The sequence below is a fragment of the Vreelandella subglaciescola genome, from assembly GCF_900142895.1.
GTDB classification, from domain to species: domain Bacteria; phylum Pseudomonadota; class Gammaproteobacteria; order Pseudomonadales; family Halomonadaceae; genus Vreelandella; species Vreelandella subglaciescola.
In genome coordinates this window covers 731,741-748,404 of the sequence record NZ_LT670847.1, presented here as the reverse complement: position 1 = coordinate 748,404, position 16,664 = coordinate 731,741, and the positions used below count along the sequence as shown (strand labels likewise).

The following is a 16,664-nucleotide window of genomic DNA, read 5'->3' as shown; positions in this document are numbered from 1 at the left end:
GTGCGCCGCAAACAGCCTTGGCTATACTCATTCCTCACCTTCCTGCGCCTGGGCGCTTGACGTATCAGGGCATTGTGTGCAGCTCTCGCCATGAGCACGGCGGGTCCGAGTCCTGTGTTGCAGCGTGTGCCACAAAGCGGTCAAACGCCAATCCGGCCAGTATGACGTATGCGGTCAGTACAGTGATGCCGACAACGCCGAACGCCGCCGGTTAGGCTTTGTTGAGGTCGGCATGGACACGCGGCTAGTGGCCGCCCTTGAACACAGCCTACCAGCAGCAGCGGGTAGCACTAGGAATGGTTGGGCGGTGCTGTTGTGATTCTCGTTGCGACATTTTCCATCAGCTGGTGTGACGTACTGGATTCCACTGTAAAGATACTGCTTGAATAAGCAGCAGAAGGCGGTTCGAAGGTCGCTTACTCCGGGAAAAGAGGAGGCGATTCTGACCTGCTCAGGTGTGCAGGCGTGTGCAATTAATGGGCTTGGCACCGGAGAGGTGCCAAGCCGGAGGCTCACTGCAGTTGGGCGCGCATCGCCTCCATGGCGGGAGTTCCATCCCGGGTCGTGACGCCGTCGAGCCACTCGGCGACGGTGTCCTGGTGCTCGGCGATCCACTCGCTGGCGACTTCATCGGCCGCGCGTTCATCACGAGAGTAAGCGTTGACCCACTCACTCTGGATCTCGCTACCCACTACGAATTGCTTGAAGAAATGTGCGACGTTGGGGTCCAGCTCAGCAAGATCGGAACGTACAACCGTCGCGACACGGCCCTCGAGCTCGGCTGCGCCAGAGTCGTCAGAGTCCTTCAAGTAGTGCATGTCGTAGGTGACGTTCATCCAGTGCGGCCGCCAGCCGATGAAGGCTGCCCACTCGCCTGCTTCGATCTGCTGGCCCACCTGGGCGAGCATCGCGGGGCTGCTGGACTCTTGCAGTTGCCAATCGCCAAGACCGAACAGATCATCGTCGATGACGCTGAGTACGGCATCGTTGATCCCCGAGCCGGCCTCGATACCGTAGATGCGGCTATCAAAGCGATCGGCGTGCTTGTCCAGATCGGTAATGCTGCGCACGCCAGCCTGCCAGGCATCGTCGGTGACGGCGATGCCCGTAAGCGCCGAGGGCACGTTGTCGACGATTTCAATGATCGTGCCATCCTCAAGTAGCGGTGCCAGCATATCTGCTTCCTGCGGATACCAGCCAGCAAGATAAACCTCGAGACCACCCTCAGATATGGCATTGAGGATTACGCTGACCGCCAGTTGACGCTGCCGAGTGCTATAGCCGAGTGTCTCGAGCAGCTGACTGGCGACTTCGCTCTTGACCGTGATGCCCGGCCAGGGCGGCACACCGAAACGGATTTCGTCGAGCGTAGGCTGCTCGGACGGTGCGGCCTGTGCGGTGGGGAGGGTGAATAGGGCAAACAGACCGGTAGACAGTGCACCTGCCATTAACCAGCGTCGTTTCGTGAATGTTGCAATCATAGGGTTCCTCTCGTCGATAAATACAGTTTCTACCTTGCATGAAGCCGTTCAAACATGCCATGAGTGGCTCACATGCCAGCTGTAGGGTTTGGATGATGGGTTGAATTCAGGAAAAAAAGAGCAACATGATATTGTTGGAATCCTTTCCTTGTTTAGGCGCTGCGAGGCGGCCATCATGGCCGCCTCGCATCCTTTCTGACATTTTGTCCCATGCGCCTCAACTACTCCGGTCCGACTCCCGAGCTAATCGGTTTCCTGTTATTGCCACGCTTCTCGATGATGGCTTTTTTCTCGGCTGTCGAGCCGCTGCGAATCGCCAACCGTATCAGTGGCCGACCGCTCTTTGAGTGGATGCTGATCACCGAGGACGGAAGTCCTGTGACCGCGTCCAACGGTATGACACTGCTTGCCGATCAGTCCATCGAAGCGGTGCATTATCTGCCGTCGTTGGCCCTATGCAGTGGCTTCGATCCCGAACGTTATCTGAGCCGTTCCCTGATGCGCTGGCTGCACCGGATGTCCGCTGCCGGCTGTGTGCTGGGCGGGCTCGATACCGGTTGTTTCCTGCTGGCTGAGGCGGGGCTGTTGAACGGCGAGCGCGTCACCCTACATTGGGAGAGTTTGCCGTCTTTTAAAGAACGCTTTCCGGCGATCGCCACCTCAAACGAACTTTTTGAACTCGGGGCGCGGCGTTTCTCATGTGCTGGGGGCGCAGCAGCCATGGACATGGCGCTAGACGTAATCGCCCGTCGCCATGGACAGCGTTTAGCCATCGATGTCTCTGAACAGCTGGTTCATGAGCGCATGCGTACGCGTCACGATCAGCAGCGTATGACATTGGCACGACGGCTTGATACCCACAACGCTCGGCTGGTGGAGGCTGTTGATCTGATGGAACGTCATTTGGAAACGCCGCTCGCGCTGGCCGACATTGCACGGCGCAGCGGGGTCTCGCTGCGCCAGTTGCAACGTATTTTTGAGCACGAGTTAGGCCGTTCGCCTCGCGACTGGTATCTGGACCTGCGCCTGCAGCGAGCGCACTACCTGTTAACAGAAACCGATCTTGATGTGCTGGTGGTGGGCCTGGCTTGCGGCTTCGCGTCGAGCTCCAGCTTCTCCAGGGCTTTCCGCCAGCGCTACCGTTGCTCGCCCAGGCAGGCTCGATCGATCTGAACAAATGCCGGGTGATAAGGTAAGCGAGTCATCTATCTACCGCCCACACGCTGCGTCAGCGCCGATTCGGCAGTCCAATGCGGCGCCCGGCTAGTGGCGGCCAGGCATCGGCGGCGAGACTCGGCAGCGTACTAATGGCTGCCTCGACCGACGCCGGGAAGGGCGCTGGCCGGCCGGCCTCGCTGTCGATGCCCATTAGCATCTGCTCGCTGGTGGCCAGCAGATTGCGCTCGGCATCACGCATTTCGAAAAATACATGCAGCCGTTTAGCGTCGCGGTCGAGCACCGTTGCCTCGACGTTGAGCGGTTGACCCTCGTGAGCCTCGCGACGATAGCAAAGGTGGGTCTCTAGGGTGTAGATGGTATAGCCATGCTGCCGACAACCGGCCTCGTCGAGGCCGATGGCGGTCATCAGTGCTTCCACGCCCTGGGAGAAGACACGGGCGTATTCGGCGTCGTTCATGTGGCCATTGTAGTCGACCCATTCCGGGGCGACGCAGGTCTCGAGTAATGCCATCAAATGCGCCCCTCGAGGCCTTCGGCCTCGGGCCAATACTTCTGCACCAGGTCGAGCAGCTCGACCAGGAAATCATCGCGGCGCCGATCGAGCTCGGCGACGGGCCGGCCAGCGGCCTGGAATTCGCAGCCTTCGACGACCTTGTCGATCAGTTCATCGGTGAGCTCCGGCGCCTCGAGCTTGGTCCATGGCAGCTTCAGTGCCGGTCCGAACTGCTCGAGCATATGGCGCATGCCTGGCTCGCCACCGGCCAGGTGGAAGGTCAGGAAGGTGCCCATCAGTGACCAGCGCAAGCCACAGCCGTAGACCACGGCGGCGTCTATCTCCTCGGTGGTGGCCACGCCGTCATTGACTAGGTGCAAGGCCTCGCGCCACAGCGCCTCCATCAGCCGGTCGGCGATATGCCCTTCGATTTCACGACGCACGATCAGTGGCCGCATGGCCAGGGACTGGTAGAGTTTCTGGGCGATGCCAGTGTGTTCGGTGCTGGTGGCTTCACCGCCCACCAGCTCCACCAGCGGCAGCAGATAGACCGGATTGAAGGGATGGGCGACGATCACGCGCCCCGGCTCATGGGTGCAGTCCTGCTGCAGGTCGCTCGGCTTAAAACCCGAAGTGGACGAGCCGATGATCGCGCTCGGTGCGGCGACGGCGTCCAGCTTGGCCAAAATCTCGCGCTTGAGTTCAAGGCGCTCGGGGACGTTTTCCTGGATCAGGTCGGCGCCCTCGACGGCCGCCTCCAGGCTGTCAACGAAGGTCAGCCGCGCAGGGTCGGCGCTCTCGGCCAGCCCCCGCTTTTCAAGCGACGGCCAGGCACTTTTGACGAAAGTTCGAGTGCGTGCCTCAGCGCCTTCGGCCGGATCGAAGGCGACCACGTCCCAGCCTTGGGCCAGCGCCCGGGCGATCCAGCCGTTGCCGATGACGCCGGTGCCGATGACGGTTAATTGCTGGCTCATGCGTCACCTCCTGCGGCTGTGTCGACGGTCAGGCCGGTGTTCGGGTCGCGCAGCTTGAGATGCGCGCGGGTTTCGGCCGGCGTCATGACGCGGCCGCCGAGCGATTCGATGATGCCGCCGGCTTTCTCGACCAGACCGCCGTTGGTGGCTAACTCGCCTTTCTTGAGCATGAGATTGTCCTCCAGGCCGACCCGAGCGTGGCCACCGAGCAGCATGGCTTGGGCGACCATGGGCATCTGGTGGCGGCCGATGCCGAAGGCGGCCCAGTTGGCGTCTTGCGGCAGTTTGTTGCGCATTGCCAGCATGGTTTCGGTATCGGCTTCAGCTCCCCAGGGGATGCCCAGGCACAGCTGATAAAGCGGATCGCCGTCGATCAGGCCTTCCTGCTGCAGCTGGCGGGCGAACCAGACGTGGCCCAGATCGAAGCACTCCAGCTCGGGCTTGACGCCGGCGGCCTGTACCAGGCGGGCGTGCTCGCGCAGCCAGTCGGCGGTGTTGACGTAAACCATATCGCCGAAGTTGAGGCTGCCGCAGTCCAGGGTGCAGAGTTCCGGGAGGAGTTCGCCCACCGGTTCGTGGCGCTGGGCCGGGGTTTGGATGTCGGTGCCGGGGCCGCCGCGGGTCGGGTCCTCGACGTCCGGAATCCAGTCGCCGCCGCCGCCGGCGGTGATGTTCATGACGATGTCGGTATCCGCCTCGCGGACCCGCTCCATCACTTCGCGGAAGTGATCCACAGAGTGGCTGATGCCGCCGGTTTCGGGGTCGCGCACGTGGATGTGCGCGATGCTGGCACCGGCCCGAGCGGCCTCAATGCAGCTGTCGGCGATCTGTTTGGGGGTGATCGGGACATTGGGGTTCTTGCCGGTGGTATCTCCGGCGCCAGTGACAGCACAGGTCAGGATGACATTGCGGTTCATGGGGATCTCCTTGCGAAACGTTACAGGGAGTGTCCCTTAGATGCGTAGCAAGAAGTGTACAAAAGACGACAATAAGTTGTCGAAAACCGTCAAAATGGTGGCTTCCTGAGTACGAGTGCCTTCTCGGTCATCAGAGTTGTCCGGTAAACGGAGATAAATCATTGGCATGGCTACTATCGGGGCACCTCGTCATCCTCTGCCAGGCAAAGGTCGGCACGAACTTCCAAGTCCCACAAGGCTTGTTCGGTAAGCCCCAGGCGTTCGAGGTAACGCCATAGGGGGAGCTCGTATTGCTTGGCGCGATCATCAAGCAGGGTTTTTGTGTCCTTGCTCATGCTGGCTCTTACCAGCTTGTTGCGTTCCTTATACCGTGATGCCCGTACCGCATCCCGCGCCCTTCGCCAGTCCTCTGGCGTGAGCCACTTTGTTGCCCACTCTGCTAGCGCTTCACTGGTTTTCACCTTCACCAAGTCTCGACGGGCGTAATAACGGGGCTTTTTCCCCAGGCGAATAATGGGGTCTTCATCAAGCTCGTTGGGCTCTTGCAGAAGCCTATCCCAGAAGTAGGCGATGTAGGTAGGGACATCTTGCTGGTCAGGGACTACTCTAATCATGGCATCAATAACCGCCCCGTTGGGGGCGGCTTAACCTTCTTATGGTGAATAATTAGGCGTAATTTTCGGCAAAGGCTTTGAGGCTGCCTTTCAGGTCTTTCTCGGCAATCGTCGCGCCGATAGAGCGGAACTTCCAGCCGCTTTCGTGGCGATATACGGAACCCAGAATCATGCTCACGCTGCCGTTAAACGAGGCGTCATGGGCCACGTCGAAGGTGGCGAACACCCCGTCAGGGCCTGATGCCGCACCGTCATGGATGCGAATGCCGGCAAAGGGGATGGCGTCGAACTTTTGCTGGGAATAAGAGTTAAGCACCAGTGCCAGCTTATCGACGTTTGCCGGGAGGCTGTCGAGATTGATTTTGATCACTTCGTTATCGAGCCCATCATCACCCCCGGTGTCACCTTGACGGTCATCACCGCTGTGCTGAATCGCGCCGCACTTGGATTTCAGTTGCCCATACCAGACGGTATCCACCAAGCTGCCTTGGGCATCAAACAGGCCAACGGAGGCGTCCAGATCGACCGCGACATGTTTCTTGCCACCGAACAACGTTTTCTTTTCAATCGCACCCCAATTGGCTCCGATTTCGATGTGCTTGAGGCTGCCGCCGTTCTTCTCAAGACTGATGCGCTGACCTTTCGAGAGGCTAATCGCCATGATGTATCTCCAATGTGCTTTCAATGATCGTCAGGCGTTCTGACGGGGTAAAGGGTCGCTGGCAAGGTGCCGGCGGGCTATAAGTCATGGTTTCGCGTTGACATCAGGTGGCTACTAAGCCGTTTACGCGACTGGCCCACGCTTGATGGCAGGTTTGCTCCAGCATCTGCCCGTCGTGTTTGAACACGGCTTGATCGCTCTGCATTAATGCCACCGCCAGGGTGTGTTGGCGGGCAAGAGCCTGAGACAAATGCGCTTCAATCACATCAATCTGTGTGGGATGCACGCAGGTCTTGGCGTAAAAGCCCCAGGCAATGTCCTGCACGATTTCTCGTGCCAGCGTCTCCGGCTCGCCGATCAGGTCGCACACCGGGGCTGAGAGCTCGTAACCGGCCGGCCGAAACAGGGTGATTATCCGCTCAAGGGTGGAGCGCAGCGGCGTATCGTAAATGGTCTGCCCGGGCTGGCGCTTGAGGCCCAGCGCACCCAGCAGGTCGTTAGCCCCGATCCGCAGCGCAATCACTGGATTAGTCATGTGCTGTAGGGCGGCGAGCGTCTGCAAGGCCGTTGTTTCCTGGAACATCATGGCGGTTTCCAGTGTCGGCATGATCGGCAAGTCAGGGGCCAGCGCCAAGGTGTCAGCCCACTCCGGCGCGGACAGGTGATCGAACTTGGGCAGCACTACGCCATCCAGCGCCGCGACCGTCCGCTCACCGCCTTGTAGCACTTCCCGCAATAGCGCAGGGGAGCGCGGGCGCAAAAATCGCAGGTGGGGCACCGAGGCCGGCGTCTCGCGCAATTCCTTCATCAAACGATGCAGGCACCACTCCACTTCCTCGGCGGCCACGGCATCTTCGGTGCAAACAATGATGGAGCGCGCGCTGGCGCACCCCTCGGCCAAGATAGTGCCCAAGTGTTTATGGGTCGCCGGCACATACAGCGACGCACCCAGGGCGCCGTAGCGTGGTGTTGTCATGCCACCTCCTTACTCTCAGTCAAGGCTTTGATCAGCGAACAGGCGTGAAAGGGCATGTCACCACGAATGTGAACGGGGACGTTCTTCTCATTCGCCAGCAACAGCAGATGCTGAACATCAGGATGGCACTCGTCGCGCACGATCAATAAAGCGGGGACGCGGCGCAACATCACCCGGGTGGCCTCGGCAATGCCGGGTTTGATGTGATTAATATCGGCGATGTCGTAGCGGCTTTTGAGCTTGTCCAGCATGTCGCCCATCAAGGCCTGCTGCGTGGCGCGCCGCTCATCGCCCCGGTCATCCCCCGCGGCGGCGTCGGCAGGCAAGGCCGCGCTGATTCGCTCAACAAAGGCTTGCGTCTGGTCATGCTCGGCCAGATCTTGGTAAAGCACGCAGCCGTGGAACGCGCCGGCCGGCACTTGATCGTTGAGCACCGAGCGTGACACCAGCCCGGATACGGTGGCATTCAAGATGCCTGATGGAATGGCGTAGTCCTCGTAGGTCGCGGCCATGTCGGCGGTGCCGCCAATGTCGGAGACGACCACCAGGCGTACCGGCAACGTGCTTTTGCCCAGATGCGCCCGCTGTGCGTTGTAGCGCTCAATGTCTTGGCGCAGCTCGCGGGTAATCACGCCCTTTGCCGTCCAGGCATCCACGAAGAACACCCGCTCCGGCGCGACGCCCTTTTCGTCCAGCAGGTAGTCCAGCGCCGCGCTATCAATGCCACGATCCCGAATGATCGACACGCTGTAGTGGCGGCAGGGCTGGCGCTCATGGTCGACCAATGCCCGGCGCAGCAGTGCGCCCACCGGCGTGCCGGCCCGTACCAGGCTCACCAGCGTGACAGGGCGCTCCGACCGGCCGGCGTCCGCCACTACCTGTGCTGCCAGCTCGCGTATTTCGCCGGCCAGGCGCTGGGTATAGTGCTCGCACAGACGCTCAAACAACGCCAGGTATTCCGCGCTAGGCGGTGCCTCGCGGTGGATCATTTCGCTGTAATGCGCTTCCCCGGACTGTATGCGCCGTTCTTTTTCCTCAATCGTGAGGTAGTTGGCCTCAATCGGCGTCAGGAGAAATTCGCAATCTTCCGGCCGATATGACCCATGAAAGGGGGTGCGAGGGCACTCAGTCGTCATTGGGAAAGCTCCTTAACGTGCGTCCATAGCTGGCTGTTGGTGGGCGCCAGGGCGAAATCACTTACCCCCATAAAACCGACATCGGAGAGGCTATCCCCCAGGCCAATGACGGTATCTTCGGGTTGGCGCTTAATGAGCTGGTCGAGTACAAAACGGCAGGCCGCGGCCTTGCAGGTGTAGGCCGGGCGTAGCGCGGCATTTCGCGCATTGGCGTGCAGGGTTAATCCATGGCCGGCAGCAACTGACACGCAGGCCGCATGGGCCTGATGGCTTAACGTGCCGCTGGCTTTGATCGACAGGTACACCGGCACCCCCATGTCTTCCAGCACGCGGCACGTTGGCGCGATAGGCTCACCCAAAGCGGCAAAAGCTTGCCTCAACGTCCGCGCGGCGTCGTCGAGGGTCTGGCGCGTGGCGGACAGCTGTGGGGCGATAGCGTTATGCCATTCAGGCGCCAGAGCACCTTCCTCCAATACCAGCGCGCCGTGGCTGGCAATTCGGTACTGGCCGGTCAAGGGCAGGGTCACGCGATCAATGGCGTAACTGGTTCGCCCGGTCACCGGCACAACGATGTCGGCGCGCTGGGTTAGCGCCCACAGGGCGCGTTGAGCTGATGTCTGATACGACAAAGGCTGATTATGAGCATCCGTCGCGGCAAGATGAGTACGCGGCGCATCGGCAGGCAGCGCCCGCTCACTGGCAAACAGGGTGTCATCCAAATCTGTCAGCACAATGAAACGGCCCTGGCTCATGCCGGCACCTCGGCAGTGCCGTGCGGGTGCAACGCCCGGTAGCTGTCTTCCAGTGCTTTGCTCAACGCCGGCGAATCTAGCCCGTCAAAGGCCAGCGGCACCCGGCCGGCCGGCGCGTTGTACAGAAAATGGCGCTTATCGGGCTGCCCCGGCGCGGGGTGCTCAAGGCATGACTGAATGGCATCGCCCAGCATGATGGGCGAGCGGGTCGAGCTCTGAAACAGCACATCCATGCCGTCACGCTCCCACTGCAGGGCCATCCGCAACGGCGCATCCAGGTATTCCCCCATGCCAAACACCACCAGATCAGCGTCACGAGAGGCGCCAGGCACGCGGGGCAACGGCTGTTCGGGCGTTGGGTGATTTCCCGTCAGGCGACCATAAAGCCCCTCGGCTTCAATTGGCGCGGACGTATCGGCCGTTTTTAGGGCATCGCAAAAGGCCGTATCCACGTTATCCGGCAGTACCACCTGGTAATCGGGGCAGGGGGTAAAGGTGAACGTGCCGGCCATCAACTGAACGAAACGCACCTCGACGCCCTCGGGTAACAGCGCCAACAGCGCTTCGCGCGCCGCGTCGGTGAGCCAGCTCACCAGCGAGACGATGTGAAGGCACTTAATACGCGCAAGCGTTGGCTGAGCGGTTAACGCTTGCGCCAACTGGGCGAGGGTTTTGCCGGTGGAGATTTCGTCATCGACCAGCACGAGGTCCTGGGCATCGCCCACCACCCGGGCGGCTTTTGTGGACAGCTGGGCCATGTGCATCGTGTCGGCGTGCGAGTGCGCTTCTTTGATTCGAATCCACGGCGTTTCGACCAGAAAACGCGTGGTGTGGTGGAACACCGCGCCTTCGTGCAAGTCGCCCAAGTGACGCGCCACTCCCGCTCCCAGACCTACGGCGGTTTCGGCCATTCCCACCACGTACGGCTGGCGCCCGAGCAGGTCAACCTTAGACGCAAGCTCGGCATGAATGGCGTCCATTTTGGTCGGGCGAACCGGCACGTGCTTGCCGAGCACCTTGGAGACAAACAGGTAGCCCCGACGCGGGTTCTGGCGTGACGCAAAGGCCAATAGCTCATCGAGGCGATGGCCGTTTTGGCTAAGCCGTAACGCCAAATCACCGGCTTGAAGGGGGACATGCGTTGTTGATGTATCCATGGTGCAACACTCCGAAGGCAATCTCTGGAAACGATACTCCTCTGCCAAGGCTACCTCGACGTATCGTTGAACAGCGTTTCCAGAAAGGGGCCGGCAAAGCAAAGAGCAGGGAATGGGGCACTCCCTGCTCAGGGCAATAACGCTTAGGAAGCGTTAAGGCCGTACTTATTGGCGAGGTCGGCGAGGCCCCCGCTAAAGCCTTGACCGATGGCACGGAACTTCCATTCGTTGCCGTGGCGGTAAAGCTCACAGAAGACCATGGCATCTTCGACGGAATAGTCTTCCGACAGGTCGTAGCGCACGACTTCCTTCTGATCCTCCTCGTTAACAATGCGCGCGAACGCGTTTTCAACCTGGCCGAAGTTCTGGTTACGCGCCTGAGATTCGTGAATGGTGACGCTCACGGCAATCTTGTCCACGTCAGCCGGCACCCGGGAAAGATCGACCTTGATCACTTCATCGTCGCCTTCGCCTTCGCCGGTCAGGTTATCGCCGGTATGTTCAACGGAGCCATCTTGTGATTTCAGTTGGTTATAAAAGATGAAGTCTTTATCGTCACGGCAAGCGCCCTGGTCGTTGAGTAGAAATACGCTCGCATCCAGATCAAAATCGGTGCCGGTCGTTACGCGCGCATCCCAGCCCAGGCCGATACGGATATGCTTAATACCCGGTGCTTCCTTGCTCAAGGAAATGTTGCCGCCCTTAGATAGAGAAACTGCCATGATGATGTCCTTTTAAAGTCTGGAAATGTGATAACGGTACAGAGCGCCCCCGCCACCCGGGCAGGGGTTCAATGACGAATTACAGGCCGTATTTGCCTAAAAACGCCGCCAGGCCACCGGCAAAGCCGTCACCCTTGGCCGCAAAGCGCCAGTCACCTTCTTTCTTGTAAAGCTCGCCAAAGATCACGGCGGTTTCGGTGGAGTAGTCTTCGGTCAGGTCATAGCGAGCGACCGGTTCGTTGCTGTCGTCCTGCAAAATGCGCACAAAGGCGTTATCGACCATGCCAAAGTTCTGGCTGCGGCTCTCGGCTTCATGGATGGTCACCACCAGCACGATCTTATCAACGGCTGAATCGATCTTGTTCAGGTCAACGGTGATGGTTTCATCGTCGCCTTCACCTTCGCCGGTCAGGTTATCGCCGGAGGTGGTGACACCACCGCAGGCGGAGGCTTGCTCGTTGAAGAACACCAGCGGCTTTTCGCCCAGCGGCTTACCGTTGGCATCCAGCAGCAGGCCAGAGGCATCCAGGTCAAACTCGGCGCCATCTGTGACGCGCGTGTCCCAGCCCATGCCCATGCGGAACGTGGTGGCGCCCGGCGCTTCTTTGGTCAGGTTAACGCGGCTACCTTTGGATAGATTAATCATATCGTGCTCCTTCGTTGCTTTTCGGTATTCAGCGCCTATTAAAGGCGCTGTTTACTTCGCCCGACGGACGGGTGCCCGTGCCCCATGAGGCGCACGGCTGAGTGTTACTGTACGGGACTTTCTTTCGTTTTTGCCGGAAACAGCAGACTCGCCGCCACGCCGCCGAGAATCAGTGACAGCACAACGGCCATGCTGACCCGGTGGTCAATGTGGTAGATGTCGAGTGCCCCAGTGGCCAGCTTCACGGCGATAAACACCAGGACCAGTGCCACGGCCTTTTCCAGATGCACAAGGTATTTGGCCGCAGCGGCTAGCATGAAGTAGAGGTTACGCAGACCGAGAATGGCGAAAATAACAGCGGCGTAGATCAAAAACGGCTCTTTCGTAACGGCGATAATCGCGGGCACGCTATCGAAGCTGAAAACAATGTCCGAAATCTCGATGCAGATCAGGCATAGCAACATCGGCGTGGCGTAAAACATGGCCCCCTTGTGAGGTTCAACGCCATCTTGCGCGGCTATTTCCTCCGCCTGTTTGCGACCCACGATGAATTTCTTGCCGACCAGGTGCGGGATCACCGGCATGAATCGACGGGTGAAGCGAACTGACCAATGATCACTGTAATCATTGCCCATATCGTCCTCGTCGGTGCCCTGGAACATTTTGACGCCTGTCCACAGGACGATGGCCGCGAACAGCAGCTCAATCCAATAAGAGAGGCCGAAAAGCGCAGTGCCGCCGGCGACAAAAATGGCGCGGAAAACCAGTGCCCCGGCGATGCCGTAGTAAAGAATCCGATGCTGCAGGATGCCCTTGATGTTGAAGCTGGCAAAAATTGCCACGAACACCATCATGTTGTCTACGGACAGTGCTTTTTCAAGCACGTACCCGGACAAGAAAAGGCTGGCGGCTTCCGGGCTATAACGCAGGTGCAAGTAGCCGTAGAAGGAAAGTGCCAGCGCGATCCAGAAGACTGACCAGACAGCCGCATCCCGAAACGTCACTTCTTCGCTATTACGATGCGAGAAAAGGTCAAGCCAAACGGACGCCACTACGGCAACGGCTAAAATGACCACAGCTTCTAAGGGGAAGCCAAAATCCATGAGACGCTACCTTAGGTGAGGTCAAATTCTTTGGGGTCAAGGCCAAGCTCACGCGCAATCTTGGCTGCCTGGGCTTGTTCCTGCGCATCGAAATCCCCATCGGCACCGCCAATGGCAATGGCCAAGCGCACAACCATGCGGGACTGCTCAGGGTTTTTCTTCACCTTGCCGATGTCACTCATTGCGGTAATTTCCGCGATGTCGGTATCGGTGTCAGGGTTGTCCTTGTCCAGGGAATCCAGGTAATTCTTGAATTTCTTGGCTACCTCGGCGGGGTCAAAGATGCTCAGCGCTTCGTGAGCGCGGACAAAGGCGATCGCCTTCTGCTTTTCTTCCCGAGAAATTTCGCCATCGGCCACGGTAATCATCGCGCTTGCCGCCATGGCCGCATTCAGAAAACTCTCATTTTTGAATTTTTGCGCATCGGCTTTCAGTGAGGTAAAGGACTCACGGGCCTTGGAGACGATAGAGCTCAACATAGTATTTCCTCTTGCGTAGCGTGTGACTCACGGTTGTGAGGCTCCAACACTATACGTATTGAGGGATAATACAACCGTTATTTCAGCAGAAATTGTGTAAATATTGTGCTCTGTCCAACAGGCCCTGATCGTAGCCACTGAGTGCAACATTCGGGAGTTTGTTAAGAGGTGGTATCTGTACGTATCAGGCATTCAGCTGCGAAGCCTGACGCACGATCAGGAGCGCGGGATGGCCCGGCATGCGTGGCTTACCCAAGAAACAGGTGTTGCCATCTGCTTTGGTGACCCGCACAGTCCATGGCAGTGTGGCAGCAACGAGAACATTAACGGGCTTAAGGATAAATGATCAATGGGTACCCAGCTGGTTACAGGACAGAATGCTAAACTTAATGATGCTCAACTTACCTTTCGCCTCATCGTCGGCGATGACCAAGGGGCGAGTCTGGATGCATCAGCCATTCTATTGGCCAATACGGGGAAGGTGTCGTCAGATGACGATTTTGTTTTCTTTAACCAGCCTAAGCATCCTTCTGGCGCGTTATTACAAAAGGATGGGGCAACCTTTGGCGTCGATCTAAGCAAGGCGCCAAGCTACCTTGAGCGCATTGTTTTTGTGCTCACCGTAGAACCTGGGTTATCCGCACTGACGAGCGGCTACCGTTTTGATCTGTCAGGTAGTACTGATCAATTTGAATTCAGTGGTCAGGGCACAGGCCGACCCGAAAAGTCGCTGATCGTGTGTGAGTTGTATCGACGCAACGGCGACTGGAAAGTGAAAGTTGTTGACCAGGGGTTCGTCGGTGGAATGGCGCCGCTAGCCGAGCATTTCGGCGTCGACATTGATAATAATTCCAAGCAAGCGCCGTCATCAACAGCGGCCCCCGTCGCATCACCCTCTAAGCCCCAAGAAAAATCGTCGATTAATCTCAGTAAGATCACCCTTGAGAAAAAGGGCGACACTATATCGCTTGAGAAGAAATCGAGCACCTTCGGGAAAATCCACGTCAACCTCAACTGGGATCAGACGACTGGTGCCAGCAAAAAAGGTCTGATGAGTTCGCTTCTAGGGGGTAATCAAGGCGGTATCGACCTTGATTTGGGCTGTATGTTTTCGTTCAAAGACGGCTCTAAGGGGATCGTTCAAGCTCTAGGAAAGAACTTCGGGAGTCTGGAAAGAGAACCTTATATCTTTCTCGATGGGGACGACCGTACAGGTTCTATTAATCAAGGCGAGAATCTGTATATCAATGGTAAGCATTGGAACGATATAGAGCGGATCATGATCTTTGCCTTCATCTACGAAGGGGTTGCTAACTGGGCGCAAACCAATGGTCGCGTATCGATTAAGGCGCCTGATCAGCCAGAAATAGAAATTCGTATGGATGCGAGCGGCAAAGACCAAAATTTCTGTGTGATTGCGATGCTGGAAAACCGCAACGGGGCACTGAGCGTTTCCAAAGAGGTGAACTATTTCGCGAATCATAAGCCAGCCGACGAGCAGTATGGCTTTGGCTTCCAGTGGAAGGCCGGCCGTAAGTAAGTCTAGCGAGGAGTACGGCCGGGCGCTTGGCAAGCCGCGTTAGTCGTCATCTTCCTTGGGAGAATTATCCGCGGCTTCAAAGGCCCGCTTTTCATCGGGCAGGCGTACGATATCTCCCAGGTTAAGCTTGCCGTGCTGCTTTATCCGTTTCCCTTTGGCATCGATGATAGCGGCGACTTTGCCGATGTTCACCTGGTCCTTGTAGGCCTCGACCTTCACACGCACATCGATGCCTTGATAGTGCCCGGAGACGATGGTGCCGGGGTACGGCTCGCGGTAGCCTTCGGGATGCTGGTCATAATACGCTTTGACGCTTTGCGTACCCGGGGCATCCCACTCGATATGTGTATGCATGCGCGCGCTCCTTGTGATGACCTCATACCGGATAAGCTTAGCTGAATAATGGGTTGGATGAAAAAAAGGCTACGGGAAAACGCCAATAGGCGTGAGCGATACCGCGATGAACACTCCCGCCGCGGCTAACGGAAAGCCGATTGCACCGGCCGGGCGGGAAAAGATCGTCGGCAACCCTGGCCACATTTCTTCGTGATGAATGATCTTCCGATAGTAGTCATGATTGGCGATCTGCGTACAGATAATCGGCGTCGGCAACCAAAACAGCGTGGCGGGAATGACCCCGCCGGCCAGCGCATCGAGCACGGTCATCAGGGTATAAAACAGGAAAGTGGCGCCGATGATAAACGCCCCTTTAAGCCACATTTTTTTGCACAGGTAGTAAACCCAGTCAAAAAACAGGGCCCAGGGGTTAAAAGAGATATTAAGTTTCTCTTTTATGCTGAGCGCCTTGTATTCAGGCGATCTGACAGGCGGATACAGGCATGTTTTATCCGCGCCAATTTTTTGCAGCAAGGCAAATTTTGTTTTCCAGGCCTCGCTCAGGTGTCGGGTGGCGTCATTGTTCATCGGCATATTGTCTCTCATAAGGCCGCCGTTTGGCCCAAACCTTCCCCCATCTGCACCTTGGCGTCGGTAGCAAAATCGCCAAACGCGACGGGGTTAGCGGTGCACATGACCACCGTTGAGCCGAGCTTGAAACGGCCGAGTTCAGCGCCTTTTTCAAGCGTAACGGGGGTATCTAGCCGGGTGCGTTGGGGCGTGCCGGCAAGCGGGGTAACTTGGCCTGCCCACACGGTTTCAATGGTGGCGACGATCATCGCGCCGACCAGCACCACGGCAAGCGGCCCGTTGGCGGTATCAAACAGGCATACCAGGCGTTCGTTGCGGGCAAAGAGGTTGGGCACGTAGGCGGCGGTGGCCTGGTTGACCGAGAACAGCCGCCCGGGTACGTAGATGGTTTCGCGCAGGGTGCCGGTGACCGGCATGTGTACGCGGTGGTAGTCGCGGGGGGATAAATACACGGTGGCGTAGCTGCCGCCGGTAAAGGTTTCAGCCAGTGTGGCGTCGCCGCCCAGCAGCGCGCGGGCGGAAAAGTGGTGGCCTTTGGCCTGCACCAGCTCGCCGGCGGCGAGCCGCCCGTACTGCGACAGCGTGCCGTCGGCGGGGCTGATGAGCCCTTCGCCGATGGGGCGGACGCCATCTTTCAGCGCCCGGGTGAAAAAGTCGTTAAACGTGGCGTAGGCGCGATAGTCCGGCTCAAACGCTTCGCGCATATCGACGTTGAAACGCTTGATAAAGGTGCTAATCAAGGCGTTTTTGAGCCGCGGCGAATCGCAGTCGGCAAGGCTGCCCGCCAGCCGTGAAATCGCGTGATGGGGCAGCGGGTATTGCAGTAGCGCAAAGGCTTTGTCTGAGAGCGTCACGTTGGTGTTGGTTCCACGGTTAACGAGTTAAGGCGGCGTTGCTGTCATTATTC

The 16,664-nt window shown here is 58.4% G+C and carries 19 protein-coding genes and 1 pseudogene; 3 read left to right on the top strand and 17 right to left on the bottom strand.

All coding sequences use genetic code 11. From position 1 onward, the window contains the following. Positions 1–512: 512 nt before the first annotated feature. Entirely contained in the window at positions 513–1,481 is a 969-nt protein-coding gene (locus tag B5495_RS03455) for an ABC transporter substrate-binding protein (protein ID WP_154045195.1), read from the bottom strand. 210 nt (positions 1,482–1,691) lie between these two features. Here B5495_RS03455 and B5495_RS03450 point away from each other — a divergent pair, with 210 nt between their 5' ends. After that, a complete protein-coding gene (locus B5495_RS03450) occupies positions 1,692–2,654 on the top strand; it encodes a GlxA family transcriptional regulator (protein WP_079551363.1) in 963 nt (320 codons plus the stop codon). Positions 2,655–2,709: 55 nt separating this feature from the next. Here B5495_RS03450 and B5495_RS03445 read toward each other — a convergent pair whose 3' ends face one another. From B5495_RS03445 to B5495_RS03385, 13 genes are all read right to left on the bottom strand, one after another. After that, the gene (locus B5495_RS03445; protein ID WP_079551361.1) at positions 2,710–3,171 is read right to left on the bottom strand and encodes a thioesterase family protein; all 462 of its coding nucleotides are present in this window, start codon (positions 3,169–3,171) and stop codon (positions 2,710–2,712) included. Then, on the bottom strand, positions 3,171–4,127 hold the full coding sequence (locus B5495_RS03440; RefSeq protein WP_079551359.1) for an L-carnitine dehydrogenase: 957 nt from the start codon (positions 4,125–4,127) through the stop codon (positions 3,171–3,173). The genes B5495_RS03445 and B5495_RS03440 overlap by 1 nt, the downstream gene beginning before the upstream one ends. Continuing rightward, entirely contained in the window at positions 4,124–5,044 is a 921-nt protein-coding gene (locus tag B5495_RS03435) for a beta-keto acid cleavage family enzyme (RefSeq protein ID WP_079551357.1), read from the bottom strand. The genes B5495_RS03440 and B5495_RS03435 overlap by 4 nt, the downstream gene beginning before the upstream one ends. A 173-nt stretch (positions 5,045–5,217) precedes the next feature. Then, positions 5,218–5,379 (bottom strand): hypothetical protein, encoded by a 162-nt coding sequence (locus B5495_RS14555; protein WP_154045193.1) that lies wholly within the window; start codon positions 5,377–5,379, stop codon positions 5,218–5,220. 331 nt (positions 5,380–5,710) lie between these two features. Further along, the gene (locus tag B5495_RS03425) at positions 5,711–6,319 is read right to left on the bottom strand and encodes a TerD family protein (protein WP_079551354.1); all 609 of its coding nucleotides are present in this window, start codon (positions 6,317–6,319) and stop codon (positions 5,711–5,713) included. A 103-nt stretch (positions 6,320–6,422) separates the two neighbouring features. Continuing rightward, a complete protein-coding gene (locus B5495_RS03420; protein ID WP_079551352.1) occupies positions 6,423–7,295 on the bottom strand; it encodes an HpcH/HpaI aldolase/citrate lyase family protein in 873 nt (290 codons plus the stop codon). Then, positions 7,292–8,431, bottom strand: coding sequence for a cysteine protease StiP family protein (locus B5495_RS03415; protein WP_079551350.1), 1,140 nt, complete (start codon positions 8,429–8,431; stop codon positions 7,292–7,294). Before B5495_RS03415 ends, B5495_RS03420 begins: the two co-directional genes overlap by 4 nt. Beyond that, positions 8,428–9,183: an HAD family hydrolase gene (locus B5495_RS03410; RefSeq protein WP_079551348.1), complete on the bottom strand. Its 756-nt coding sequence runs from the start codon at positions 9,181–9,183 to the stop codon at positions 8,428–8,430. Before B5495_RS03410 ends, B5495_RS03415 begins: the two co-directional genes overlap by 4 nt. After that, positions 9,180–10,340: a phosphoribosyltransferase domain-containing protein gene (locus B5495_RS03405; protein WP_079551346.1), complete on the bottom strand. Its 1,161-nt coding sequence runs from the start codon at positions 10,338–10,340 to the stop codon at positions 9,180–9,182. Before B5495_RS03405 ends, B5495_RS03410 begins: the two co-directional genes overlap by 4 nt. A 143-nt stretch (positions 10,341–10,483) precedes the next feature. Continuing rightward, positions 10,484–11,062 (bottom strand): TerD family protein, encoded by a 579-nt coding sequence (locus B5495_RS03400; RefSeq protein WP_079551344.1) that lies wholly within the window; start codon positions 11,060–11,062, stop codon positions 10,484–10,486. Between the two features lie 79 nt (positions 11,063–11,141). Further along, complete coding sequence (locus tag B5495_RS03395) at positions 11,142–11,708, bottom strand: TerD family protein (RefSeq protein ID WP_079551341.1); 567 nt, start codon at positions 11,706–11,708, stop codon at positions 11,142–11,144. Between the two features lie 104 nt (positions 11,709–11,812). Continuing rightward, positions 11,813–12,811 carry a TerC/Alx family metal homeostasis membrane protein gene (locus B5495_RS03390; protein ID WP_079551339.1) on the bottom strand — a complete coding sequence of 333 codons (999 nt, stop codon included), beginning with the start codon at positions 12,809–12,811 and terminating at the stop codon, positions 11,813–11,815. An 11-nt stretch (positions 12,812–12,822) separates the two neighbouring features. Continuing rightward, complete coding sequence (locus B5495_RS03385; protein WP_079551337.1) at positions 12,823–13,290, bottom strand: tellurite resistance TerB family protein; 468 nt, start codon at positions 13,288–13,290, stop codon at positions 12,823–12,825. A gap of 199 nt (positions 13,291–13,489) precedes the next feature. Between B5495_RS03385 and B5495_RS15105 the strand changes: the two are divergent. Continuing rightward, positions 13,490–13,624, top strand: a pseudogene (locus B5495_RS15105) (IS30 family transposase); the annotation flags it as partial. Positions 13,625–13,639: 15 nt separating this feature from the next. Continuing rightward, entirely contained in the window at positions 13,640–14,830 is a 1,191-nt protein-coding gene (locus tag B5495_RS03375; RefSeq protein WP_079551334.1) for a TerD family protein, read from the top strand. Between the two features lie 39 nt (positions 14,831–14,869). On the opposite strand, the gene B5495_RS03370 is transcribed toward B5495_RS03375, so the two are convergent. The 3 genes from B5495_RS03370 to asd form a co-directional block, all read right to left on the bottom strand. After that, the gene (locus tag B5495_RS03370; protein WP_079551332.1) at positions 14,870–15,184 is read right to left on the bottom strand and encodes a hypothetical protein; all 315 of its coding nucleotides are present in this window, start codon (positions 15,182–15,184) and stop codon (positions 14,870–14,872) included. 69 nt (positions 15,185–15,253) lie between these two features. After that, positions 15,254–15,760, bottom strand: coding sequence for a DUF2628 domain-containing protein (locus B5495_RS03365; protein WP_172824514.1), 507 nt, complete (start codon positions 15,758–15,760; stop codon positions 15,254–15,256). A gap of 8 nt (positions 15,761–15,768) precedes the next feature. Next, positions 15,769–16,611: an archaetidylserine decarboxylase gene (gene asd / locus B5495_RS03360; protein WP_079551328.1), complete on the bottom strand. Its 843-nt coding sequence runs from the start codon at positions 16,609–16,611 to the stop codon at positions 15,769–15,771. Positions 16,612–16,664: the final 53 nt, after the last annotated feature.